This window comes from Stenotrophomonas sp. 05N423 (genome assembly GCF_056397145.1).
This window is the reverse complement of sequence record NZ_JBFTMV010000010.1, coordinates 100,963-112,976: the sequence shown is the minus strand read 5'-3', so window position 1 is coordinate 112,976 and position 12,014 is coordinate 100,963. Positions and strand designations below refer to the sequence as shown.

General features: G+C 59.7%; 9 protein-coding genes. All 9 read left to right on the top strand.

Translation table 11 applies throughout. The features are described 5' to 3' along the window. Positions 1-145: 145 nt before the first annotated feature. The 9 genes from hflK (at position 146) to AC1DGW_RS14815 (ending at position 12,014) form a co-directional block, all read left to right on the top strand. Positions 146-1,255 carry an FtsH protease activity modulator HflK gene (hflK, locus tag AC1DGW_RS14855; RefSeq protein WP_478024432.1) on the top strand — a complete coding sequence of 370 codons (1,110 nt, stop codon included), beginning with the start codon at positions 146-148 and terminating at the stop codon, positions 1,253-1,255. Then, a complete protein-coding gene (gene hflC / locus AC1DGW_RS14850; protein ID WP_153191658.1) occupies positions 1,252-2,115 on the top strand; it encodes a protease modulator HflC in 864 nt (287 codons plus the stop codon). Before hflK ends, hflC begins: the two co-directional genes overlap by 4 nt. A 160-nt stretch (positions 2,116-2,275) precedes the next feature. Then, positions 2,276-2,461, top strand: a complete 186-nt coding sequence (locus AC1DGW_RS14845; RefSeq protein ID WP_478024429.1) for a DUF2065 domain-containing protein — start codon at positions 2,276-2,278, stop codon at positions 2,459-2,461. A 232-nt stretch (positions 2,462-2,693) separates the two neighbouring features. Further along, positions 2,694-3,986, top strand: a complete 1,293-nt coding sequence (locus AC1DGW_RS14840) for an adenylosuccinate synthase (protein ID WP_478024425.1) — start codon at positions 2,694-2,696, stop codon at positions 3,984-3,986. Between the two features lie 128 nt (positions 3,987-4,114). Then, positions 4,115-5,107, top strand: a complete 993-nt coding sequence (locus AC1DGW_RS14835; RefSeq protein ID WP_478024421.1) for a restriction endonuclease — start codon at positions 4,115-4,117, stop codon at positions 5,105-5,107. Between the two features lie 95 nt (positions 5,108-5,202). Continuing rightward, a complete protein-coding gene (locus tag AC1DGW_RS14830) occupies positions 5,203-6,216 on the top strand; it encodes an AAA family ATPase (protein WP_478024418.1) in 1,014 nt (337 codons plus the stop codon). 17 nt (positions 6,217-6,233) lie between these two features. Then, complete coding sequence (locus AC1DGW_RS14825; RefSeq protein WP_478024414.1) at positions 6,234-8,864, top strand: S8 family peptidase; 2,631 nt, start codon at positions 6,234-6,236, stop codon at positions 8,862-8,864. A 41-nt stretch (positions 8,865-8,905) separates the two neighbouring features. Further along, the gene (locus AC1DGW_RS14820; RefSeq protein ID WP_478024410.1) at positions 8,906-10,621 is read left to right on the top strand and encodes a class I SAM-dependent DNA methyltransferase; all 1,716 of its coding nucleotides are present in this window, start codon (positions 8,906-8,908) and stop codon (positions 10,619-10,621) included. Continuing rightward, positions 10,563-12,014 (top strand): restriction endonuclease subunit S, encoded by a 1,452-nt coding sequence (locus AC1DGW_RS14815; protein WP_478024408.1) that lies wholly within the window; start codon positions 10,563-10,565, stop codon positions 12,012-12,014. The genes AC1DGW_RS14820 and AC1DGW_RS14815 overlap by 59 nt, the downstream gene beginning before the upstream one ends.

The window sequence follows — 12,014 nt, the reverse complement described above, 5'->3', positions numbered from 1 at the left end:
GCGCGGCCTGCGGCGGAACGGGAGACAACCAAGATAGCGGTTGCGAAACGTCAGGTCTGCCCCATCTAGTAGAATCCGGATTCGATTGACCACGGCCAGCACTGCGGGAACGCCCCGCATACAGGCCCTGACAGATGGAGCATGCATGGCCTGGAACACACCTGGCGGCAACGAGAGTGGCGGCCCCGCCGACAACCGGCGCGGCTCGCGCTCGCCGCGCGGCGGCAATGGCGGCGGCGGATGGGGCGGACTGCCCGGCCCGCTGCGCGACCTGTTCGACGGCGGCATCTGGCGCTGGGTACTGCTGGCGGTGGTGCTGCTGGTGCTGCTGTCCAGCTTCCAGCTGATCGGCGAACAGCAGCGCGGCGTGGTGCTGCGCTTCGGCCAGTTCTCGCGCATCCTGCAGCCGGGCCCGAACTTCAAGCTGCCCTGGCCGATCGAATCGGTGGTCAAGGTCAACGCCACCCAGATCAAGACCTTCAGCAGCCAGGTGCCGGTGCTCACGCGCGATGAGAACATCGTCAACGTCTCGCTCAACGTGCAGTACCGCGTCGACGACCCGCGCCTGTACCAGTTCGGCACCATCGACGCCGACCAGGTGCTGGAGCAATCCGCGCAGAGCGCGGTACGCGAGCAGGTCGGCCGCGCCGACCTCAACACCGTGCTCAACAACCGCGGTCCGCTGGCCGTGGCCGCCGAGCAGCGCCTGCAGGCCTCGCTCAAGGCCTACCGCACCGGCCTGGTGGTCACCGGCCTGACCCTGCCCGATGCGCGCCCGCCGGAAGAAGTGAAGCCGGCCTTCGACGAGGTCAACGGCGCCCAGCAGGTCAAGGAACGCCTGATCAACGAAGCCCAGGCCTACGCCGCCAAGGTGGTGCCGGAAGCGCGCGGCCAGGCCTCGCGCGCCCGCACCACCGCCGAAGGCTACAAGCAGGCCATCGTCGCCCGCGCCGAAGGCGACGCGCGCCGCTTCACCCTGCTGCAGGCCGAGTACAAGAACGCGCCGGAAGTCACCCGCAAGCGCCTGTGGCTGGAAACCGTGCAGCAGGTGCTGGCCGAGAACCGCAAGGTCATCGGCGGCGACGGCCGCCAGCTGATCTACGTGCCGATGCCGGCCGACGCCGGCAAGACCGGCAACGCCCCGCAACTGACCCCGGAAATGGCGGTACCGGCGCTGCCGGCCGCCACCGACAGCATTCGTAACGCGGACCGTTCCGGTTCGCGCTCGGCAAACCGTGAGGAGGCCGGCCGATGAAGAATTCCCTTGTGATCGGCCTGCTGGTCGTGCTGCTGATGGGCCTGCTCGGCTCGGTCTACGTGGTGCGCGAAGACCAGACCGCCATGGTGCTCAACCTGGGCAAGGTGGTGCGCTCGGACATCAAGCCCGGCCTGCACTTCAAGGTGCCGCTGGTGGAAACGGTGCGCGTGTTCGACCGTCGCTTCCAGGTGCTGGACACCGCGCCGGCGCGCTACTTCACCGCCGAGCAGAAGGACGTGAGCGTCGACTTCTTCGCCATCGGCTACATCTCCGACGTGCGCGCCTACTACCGCGCCACCGGCGGCGACGGCAAGGTGGCCAACGCCCGCCTGGCGCCGATCATCACCGACTCGCTGCGCAACCAGATCAACTCGCGCACGCTGCGGCAGCTGGTCTCCGGCGACCGCGAGGAACTGATCGCCGGGCAGCTGAAGGGCATCAACGAGGCGGTGCAGACCTTGGGCATGCAGATCATCGACCTGCGCATCAAGCAGATCGACCTGCCCACCGACAGCCAGGTGATCACCGACGTCTACGAGCGCATGCGCGCCCAGCGCAAGCAGGAAGCGGCCAAGTTGCGCGCCGAAGGCGAGGAACAGTCGCTGACCATCCGCGCCCAGGCCGACCGCGAAAGCACCGTGCTGGTGGCCGAAGCCGAGCGCGACGCCCAGCAGCTGCGCGGCGAAGGCGACGCCCAGGCCGCGGCCATCTACGGCAAGGCCGGCTCGGCCGACCCGGCGTTCTACGCCTTCTACCGCAGCCTGGAGGCCTACCGCGGCTCCATGGCCGACGGCAACGGCGTGATCGTGCTGGACAAGAACGACCCGTTCCTCCAGTACCTCAAGAACGACCGCTGAGCCGCATAAAAGCCCCTCTCCCCTCGGGAGAGGGGTTGGGGTGAGGGGCAGCGGGCGAAGCCCTCGAATTGTTTCGCCCCCAGCGCTCCAGCCCACGCAGCCCCTCATCCGCCCTACGGGCACCTTCTCCCGATGGGAGAAGGGGAGAAACAGCACCCCCATGCAAGACCTCCTCTCCGCCCTCTGCCTGGTCGCCATCCTCGAAGGCCTGTTCCTGTTCGCCGCCCCGCTGGCGTGGAAGCGCATGGCCGCGCGCCTGCTGGAACTGCCCGCCGCGGCTCTGCGCCAGTCCGGCGCGCTGATGCTGGCCATCGGCCTGGCTGTGCTGTGGTGGCTGCGCCACTGAACCGCTGCCGGCCAGCCGCCCCGGCCTGAATCCGCGGGGGTGGTAGCCGTCAGGCAAAACCCGGATAATCCAGAAAAGCCGGCCGGGGCACTCCCGTTCGGCTTTTTCCGTGTATGGCCCTGGCGTTTGCCGGCCGCCCCCCGATGGGGCTGCCACACAGGCTGGCCCACTAGCCCCGCACGGTCCCGTCCGCGGCCCCGATGGCCGCAGCCAACTCAGGAGTTCACCCGTCATGGGTCAATCAGTTGTTGTTCTCGGCGCCCAGTGGGGCGATGAAGGCAAGGGCAAGATCGTCGATCTGCTGACCGAGGAAATCGGTGCCGTCGTGCGTTTCCAGGGCGGTCACAACGCCGGCCACACCTTGGTCATCAACGGCAAGAAGACCGTCCTGCACCTGATTCCGTCCGGCATCCTGCGCGACGACGCGCTGTGCCTCATCGGCAATGGCGTGGTGATTTCCCCGGCCGCGCTGAAGAAAGAGATCGAGGAGCTGGAAACGGCCGGCGTGGAAGTGCGCTCGCGCCTGAAGATCTCCCCGGCCGCGCCGCTGATCATGCCGTACCACATCGCCCTGGACCAGGCGCGCGAGAAGGCCGCCGGCGGCAAGGCCATCGGCACCACCGGCCGCGGCATCGGCCCGGCGTATGAAGACAAGGTGGCGCGCCGCGGCATCCGCATCGCCGACCTGCATTACCCGGAACAGCTGGCCGAAAAGCTGCGCGCCGCGCTGGACTACCACAACTTCGTGCTGACCAAGTACCTGGGCGTGGAACCGGTGGACTTCGACAGCGTCTACGCCGAGGCGCTGGCCTTCGGTGAGTACGTGGAGCCGATGAAGAGTGATGTGGCCGGCATATGCCATGACCTGCGCAAGCAGGGCAAGCGCGTGCTGTTCGAAGGCGCGCAGGGCGCGCTGCTGGACATCGACCACGGCACCTACCCGTACGTCACCAGCTCCAACACCACCGTGGGCGGCGCACTGGCCGGTGCCGGCGTGGGCGCCGACGCCATCGACTACGTACTGGGCATCGCCAAGGCCTACGCCACCCGCGTCGGCGGCGGCCCGTTCCCCACCGAACTGGACGATGAAATCGGCCAGGGCATCCGCGACCGCGGCGCCGAATACGGCGCCTCCACCGGCCGCCCGCGCCGCTGCGGCTGGATGGACATCGTCGCGCTCAAGCGCGCCGTGGCCATCAACGGCATCTCCGGCCTGTGCATCACCAAGCTGGACGTGCTCGACGGCATGGAAAAGCTCAAGGTCTGCATTGCCTACGAATACCGCGGCAAGCGCACCGAATACGCCCCGCTGGACGCACAGGGCTGGGAAGAGTGCACCCCGGTGTACCTGGAATTCCCGGGCTGGAGCGAGAACACCCACGGCATCACCAACTGGGACGACCTGCCCCCGGCCGCGCGCGCTTACCTGCGCTCGCTGGAAGAACTGGCCGGTTGCCCGATCAGCATCGTCTCCACCGGCCCGGACCGGGATCACACGATGGTGTTGCAGGATCCGTGGGGTTGAGCAGATCCCCGCACCTGTATGTGTGAAGAGAGCGGATAGAACTGGCGGAATGAAGTTGTGCCCGGAAGCCCCGCGAAAGCGGGGCTTCTTTACTTATGATGTGGTGGACAGAGTCCTGGGGGATATACATGGCACGCATGTGGATGGTGCGCGGCGAAGGTGGCAGCCTATACGAGGCTTTTCGGGAGCGCGGCGTCGCGGCCGTGGGCTGGAGCCAACTGGCTCCCTATGCCAAACCAGGCGTCGAGCGTAAGCAGCTGGTTGCCCTGTATCAGTCCGCCGAACCTCAGGCCAAACAAGGCACAATGGTGTCGGGCGCATCCCAGGTCTGGCGCTTCGTCAATGACGTCCAGGAGGGCGACTGGGTTATCACCTATTCGCCAGCCAACCGCCTGTACTCGATCGGCAAGATCATCGGTCCGGCTGAGCACCACTCGGAGTGGGCCGAGCAAGGCATGTCGCTGGCGCGTAAAGTCCAGTGGCAAACGCAGGAACTACTGCGCGACAGCCTGGGCAGCAGCACAAAGAACAGCCTGGGTTCCACCCTGACCCTCTTCGAGGTTCCAACCAAGGCAGCAGCAGAAGTGCTGGCGGCCCTGAAGGGAAAATCGGTGCCTGTTGTGGAAGATGAAACTGAGGAGGTCATGGCTGACCCGCTTGCGGACATCGAGTCGCAGGCGCTTGAGCGCATCAAGGATCGGGTCAACGAACTTGGCTGGGACGACATGCAGCAACTGGTCGCCGGCATTTTGCGTGCTATGGGCTACAAAACCCAGGTCTCGTCGCCTGGCTCTGATCGGGGCAAGGACATCGTTGCCTCGCCGGATGGTTTTGGCTTTGAGCACCCGCGCATCGTCGTAGAAGTCAAGCACCGCAAGGAGCAGATGGGCAGCCCGGAGATCCGCAGTTTCCTCGGCGGCCGCCACAAGGATGATCGTGGGCTATACGTCAGCACCGGTGGTTTCTCCAAGGATGCGCAGTACGAAGCGGACCGGGCGCCTATTCCGCTGGCAATGTGGACTCTGGATCACGTGGTGCGCGCGCTGATCGAGCACTACGACGAGACCGACGCTGAAACCAAACGGATCGTGCCTTTGAAGCGGTTGTACTGGCCTGCTTGAGTTATCAATGCAAGACGTGTGTTTGACAACCCCTGAACAAACGCCCATTCGGAGTACGACAATGCCACCTAAATACGTCGTCAAGGTGAACACATATGGCACAAGCTGATACCTTGGTCGCCCTGGTAAAGGCAGCCAGCAGTGGCGACCAACCTTCTTTTCGGAAGTCGACCGAAGCCTTGATTCAAGAAGAGCGTGGCAAGGGGCACCGAATCTTGGCCGATCGCCTGGAAAAGGCATTGCGAGCGTCTGCCCATCAGTCGACCTTGTTCCAGCCTTCTGCAACAGCGACGCGACCAGCCCAAACTGGGGGCATCGCGCAGAAAGATCTGATTGCCGAGTTGACACCAGAGCGTTCGCTGGAAAGTTTGGTGCTTAACGATAGTATTCGCGGGCAGTTACGAGAAATTGTTGAGGAACAGCATCGTGCTGAGTTGCTGCATGCTCACGGCTTAAGTCCAAGGCATCGAATCCTACTGGCTGGGGCGCCAGGGAACGGTAAAACATCGGTTGCTGAAGCGTTGGCATTCGAGTTGATGGTGCCGCTGATCGTTGTGCGCTATGAGTCGTTGATTGGCAGCTACCTGGGCGAAACTTCTATCCGCTTGAAAGCCTTGCTTGACTACGCTCGAACACGGCGCTGCGTGTTGTTCTTTGACGAGTTCGAAACATTGGGCAAAGAGCGAGGTGATACTCATGAAACGGGGGAGATAAAGCGTGTCGTTAGCTCTTTGCTGCTTCAACTAGACGATCTTCCAGATTATGTCGTTGTCGTTGCTGCTAGCAATCACCCAGAACTTTTGGATAGGGCCGTTTGGCGGCGCTTTCAGGTTCGACTGGAACTCCCTCTTCCTACACGTGCACAGTTGACCGCATTCGTCGCCTCTATCAGTGAACGCAGCAAGGTCAATTTTGGCTTGGCCAATGAGACTGTCGCAAAAAGACTTTTAGGCCTCAGTTTTTCAGAGGTGGAAGAATTCTGCTTGGGAGTAGTCCGGAAGGCGGTACTAGATCAGAAGGTGGATGACGCCAGAACCATCGTCTCTTCCAGGTTGGAACAATGGAAGAAGCGGTTGAAACCTGCCAATAAAGAAGTATCAGACGAATAAGGCACAAGGAGGGGGATATGCCTGATGAGTACTTGCCATTACTGGTTTTTCCTGAAAAGCGAATTCTTCAGCCAGAAAAGGGCAACGGTTTTCCTCCGGGAAAACAGAATTTGCCCGGCCATGGTACCCAGGTAGCCCGTATTGGAAGACAGATCGAACATCTGGAAGAAGACTTCGCACGCTATCAGGCCAGCCTGACTGGTGCTTTGGCTGGGCTCGAACCTGAAATGGTTCTGGTCATCGAGATCGTTGGACGTCTGGACGACTTCCGACAAGCCGTTGAAGCGGCTGGCTTGGAGTGGCTAGGGGAGACGGAAATCGATGACCTGGAGGCTGAGGATGATGGCTTCCATGAGCGAGATGCTGCCGGTCAACCTGCGGTTAAGCCGCTGAGCGGTCGCATGTTTCTGGCCATGAGCAACATGGCGGGCTTGCAAGAGATTCTCTCGCTTTGGGATCAATGGAAAGCCAATAGGAACCTGCCCCACGGAAAGACAAAGTGGAAAGCTGTTTTCGAACAATTGAACGTGCTGAGGCGCTGGGGCATCGAGGAGACATTGGTCGAAACCGGAATGATCGACCGCTGGCAGGACCTGCTTGAACCCTTTGATCCCGAAGAGAAGGTCAGATTTCAGATTGAGCTTTTCTACCGCAAGAGGATTGAGACGCGTCGAAATAATGAAGCAGTAATTCGTTCATTGCTGGATCGCCTCGGAGGCCAAACGCTTTCGGCGTTCCTGGATATGCCTCAGATCGCATTCCATGCGGTCAAGGCCGAATTGCCTGCTCACGCCATTCAGTCGCTGCTCCGTCAAGTAGCTGCAGATGGAGCTGATATCGACATAGAACTGTTCAGATTCGCCGGCATCATGTATTTCCGCCCTACCGGGCAAAGCCTGGCGGTTTCTGAGGAGGGCGAGGGAGAGCCGGCTGCGTTCCCCGAAAGTGTCAGTGACCTTCCTCCTGTCGCAGCGCTCCTTGATGGTGCTCCATTGCAATTGCATGAAGCGCTGAAAGACCGACTGCTGGTTGATGACATCTTTGGTTTGGAGGCCACTTATCAACCTGGCGAGCGCAAGCATGGCACTGCCATGGCTTCCTTGATTCTCCATGGGGGGCGCAGCAATCCCGATTCCGAACCGCTACCGCACAAACTGTATTGTATTCCGGTGATGCAGCCTGATCATCATGCGCGCGAACACGATGAACATATGCCGGATGATGTTTTCTTTGAAGACCGTATTCATGTTGCCGTTCGGCGCATGTTCGAAGGCTCTGGCGATGTGCCCGCGCAAGCGCCTACAGTCAAAGTCATCAATCTTTCCATTGGTGATGCAGCGCGGGAATTTATCCATACGCCAAGTCCTTGGGCACGGTTACTCGACTGGCTGGCCTACCGCCACCGCGTGCTGTTCTGCGTCAGCGCAGGTAACTACTGCGGCGAGATCGATATCGGACTCAATCAGCAGCAGTTCGCCGCTCTTTCTGATGGAGAGAAGATAGGCGCCACCGTTAAAGCGATATCAAATAGCTTGGCTTCCCGGCGTCTGCTTTCGCCGGCAGAAGCGATGAATGCCATTACGGTAGGCGCCGCTCACGCCGATGATTCTGGAGATGCATATCCGCAATTTGGCCAGCGTGTCGATGTGCTGCCTTCGCAAACACTGTTCAGTCCTGCCACCCGTCTGGGCTTTGGTTTTAAACGCTCCATAAAGCCTGACATCCTCATGCCCGGAGGGCGGCAACTCTACAACGCCCCTGTGCTAGCTAGATCTACCCTGTACAGCGTCGACAACTCCATCGTCGGACCAGGCCAAAAAGTTGCGTTGGACAGCAGACAGCAAGGCGTTTTGAACAACGAAGCCTTCTGGCGTGGCACCAGCAATGCGGCGGCGCTGGCCACACGAGGTGCGGTGCGGCTGTACGACATGCTGGACAGACTACGCAACGAGGAGGGGGAGGATATTCCCGAGACGTTGATGTCGGTGCTGATGAAGGCGCTACTGGTACATGGCGCCAAACAGGACGACGCTGGCAAGCAACACATCGAACAAGCGTTGAAAGACGCGCGCAACTCTCGTCAGTTCAAGCAGGTAATCACGCGCTACCTTGGCTATGGAGTCGTGGATATCGAGCGTGTACTGACCTGCACTGCGCAGCGAGCAACCGTCCTAGGCTGCGGAGAGATACGGGAGAACGAGGTGCATGAATATGCATTTCCGATCCCTCCCGGATTATCTTCACAAAAGATTTGGCGGCGGCTGGCAGTGACCTTGGCTTGGCTGACACCAATCAATCCGGACCACCGCAATCTTCGAGAAGCCAAGCTGACGCTAGAGCCCGGAGGAGGGAAATGGTCCAGTCAGATCCTTAAACTGGATCGTCAAGACGGTGACCACAATCAGGTGGAGCGTGGCACGGTGCAGCATGAAGTGCTGGAAGGCAAGAAGCAGATCCAGGCCTTCGAGGATGGTGAGACCTTGCGCATTCGCGTCACCTGCAAAAACGACGCGACCGCACGCCTTGATGCTGTCATTCCCTACGGGCTCGCTGTGACTTTGGAAGCGAAGGAAGACATTCCGATCTACCAGCAAGTCCGTGCCCGTATCAAGCAGCCGGTGCGTATTGCACCGGGCGTAGGCCGGTGATCGCATAACGGCATGAAATATATAGAACAAGGCATTTGTGCATGAAGCCCATAGAACAACAGTTCTTCAACGACCTGGAAAAGAAGCTCTGGACTGCCGCAGACAAGCTGCGCTCCAACCTCGACGCCGCTGTGTACAAGCACGTCGTACTCGGGCTGATCTTCCTCAAGTACGTTTCCGATGCCTTCGAAGAACGGCAGCGCGAACTACGCGAGCAGCTCACCAACCCGGATCATGACTACTACATGGATCCGGCCGAATACGGCGGCGCAGGCACCCAGGAGTACGAAGAAAACATCGCCGCCGAGCTGGAAGTGCGTGACTACTACACCGAGAAGAACGTGTTCTGGGTACCGGTGGAAGCGCGCTGGCAAACCCTGCGCGACTGCGCGCAACTGCCACCCAAGGCGGCGCTGCCGTGGAACAAGCCGGGCAAGGACGAGCCGGAGGAAATGCGCTCGGTCGGCTGGCTGATCGACAACGCCATGGAGGCTGTCGAGCGCGAGAACGCCCGCCTGAAGAACGTGCTCAACAAGGACTTCGCTCGCGTGCAGCTCGACTCCAGCAAGCTGGCCGGGCTGATCAGCCACTTCTCGGATACCGACTTCAGCGCAAAGGAATGCAAGGGCCAACCGCTGGACCTGAAATCCAAAGACATTCTCGGCCACGTCTACGAATACTTCCTCGGCCAGTTCGCCCTGGCCGAAGGCAAAAAGGGCGGCCAGTACTACACGCCCAAGAGCATCGTCACCCTGATCGTGGAAATGCTCCAGCCGTTCAAGGGCCGCGTGTATGACCCGGCGATGGGTTCCGGCGGCTTCTTCGTGCAGAGCGAGGAGTTCATCGAACAGCACGGCGGCAAAGCCGCCAACGGCAAGAGTGGGCAGATCAGCGTTTATGGGCAGGAAAGCAACCCCACCACCTGGCGCCTGGCCGCGATGAACATGGCCATTCGCGGCATCGACTTCAACTTCGGCAGCGGCCCGGCCGACACTCTGCTGAACGACCTGCACCCGGACCTGCGCGCCGATTTCGTCATGGCCAACCCACCCTTCAACATGAAGGAATGGTGGAGCGAAAAGCTGGCCGCCGACCCGCGCTGGATTGCCGGCACGCCGCCCCAGGGCAACGCCAACTTCGCCTGGCTGCAACACATGCTCTGGCACCTGGCGCCCACCGGCAGCATGGCGCTGCTGCTGGCCAACGGTTCGATGAGTTCCAACACCAACTTTGAGGGCGAAATCCGCAAGCGGCTGGTCGAGGACGACTACGTCGAGTGCATGGTCGCGCTGCCCGGCCAGTTGTTCACCAACACCCAGATCCCCGCCTGCATCTGGTTCCTGACCCGCGACAAACAGAACGGCTTTGCGCTGGACAAGAAGAAGCGCGACCGGCGCGGCGAATTTCTGTTCATCGACGCCCGCCAGTTGGGCTACATGAAAGACCGCGTGCTGCGAGACTTCACCGCCGACGACATCGAGAAAATCGCCGATACCTTCCATGCCTGGCAGCAAGGCGAGGGGTATGAGGATGTGGCTGGCTTCTGCTATTCCGCCAAGCTGGACGATGTGCGCAAGCATGAGCATGTGCTCACGCCGGGGCGCTATGTGGGCGCAGCTGAACAGGAAGACGACGGCGAACCCTTTGCGGAGAAGATGCAGCGGCTGACTGCGCAACTGGCGGAGCAGTTTGCGGAGAGTGCCAAGCTGGAAGCAGAAATCAGGAAAAATTTGGCGGGGTTGGGTTATGCCATCTAATCCAGCAAAGCTCCCGCTTTCTGAGCTCTTGGAGCTAATCATTGATCATCGCGGTAAGACTCCAAATAAGATGGGGTTTGATGATTTTTCCCAAAGTGGCGTCCCTGTTCTGTCGGCAAAGCATGTCAAAACGGACGGCTTAATTGACTTCGAATCAATGCGGTACGCATCTCCTGAGATGTATAAAAAATGGATGACAGTGGAGGTGCAAGGAGGCGACATTATCTTGACTTCTGAAGCGCCAATGGGGGAGGTCTTCTACCTTCAAGATGATAAAAAATACGTGCTAGGGCAGCGAGTGTTTGGGCTGCGACCTAATCCCAAGCTGATCAATCCAAAGTACCTAGCAGCTTGGCTAACCTCTTCAGAGGGCCAGCGGCAGATGGCAACACGAGCTTCTGGGTCAACAGTTCAAGGAATTCGTCAATCTGAACTTTTAAAAATAGAAGTTGATCTGCCTTCCAAAGAAGAACAGGAGGAGATAGCAAACGTTAGGTTTTCACTTACTAACAAGATAAGTCTCAACCGCCGCATCAACCAAACCCTCGAAGCCATGGCGCAGGCCATCTTCAAATCCTGGTTTGTCGATTTCGACCCGGTCAAGGCCAAGATAGCCGCCATTGAACAAGGCCAAGACCCGTTGCGTGCCGCCATGCGCGCCATCAGCGACAAGACCGATGCCGAACTCGACCAGATGCCCCGTGAGCACCACGACCAACTCGCCACCACCGCCGCGCTGTTTCCCGATGCCATGGAAGAGTCGGAGTTAGGAGATATTCCGAAGGGATGGACGCACGGTGTTCTGGGTGACGTTTGCAGCTTTACGGCTGGTAGCGCATTTAAGCCAGAACATCAGGGAAGCACAGAGGGAGACTATCCGTTCATCAAGGTTAGCGATATGAACCTTGCTGGCAACGAGGTATTCATTCAATCAGCTAACAACTATGTGAGCAAAGCACAGCAGTCTGAAATGAAAGCCAAACTGCACTCATTAGGGGCGACAGTTTTTGCCAAGATTGGCGTGGCGCTGATCTCGAATCGTCGCAGATTACTGACTACCCCAACGATCATTGACAACAATTTGATGTCAGCCAGTCCTGTTGAAGGTAAGTCGGGAGTATATTTTTTGTACTCGATGCTTAGCGCGATTGATTTCAACACATTGGTTTCAGGCACTGCTTTGCCGTATCTCAACGTTTCTGACCTTAAGAAGATCCCTATTGTTCGTCCGCCGCACGACGTCGGTTGTGCTTTTGAGCGGAAAGCATCTTCGATTTTTTCGATGATGCAGGCACTGGCGGAACAAAGTTCAACTCTCGCAGATACTCGAGACAATTTACTGCCTAAATTGCTGTCGGGTGAAGTTGAGCTTTCTGAAACACTTGAGGGATGA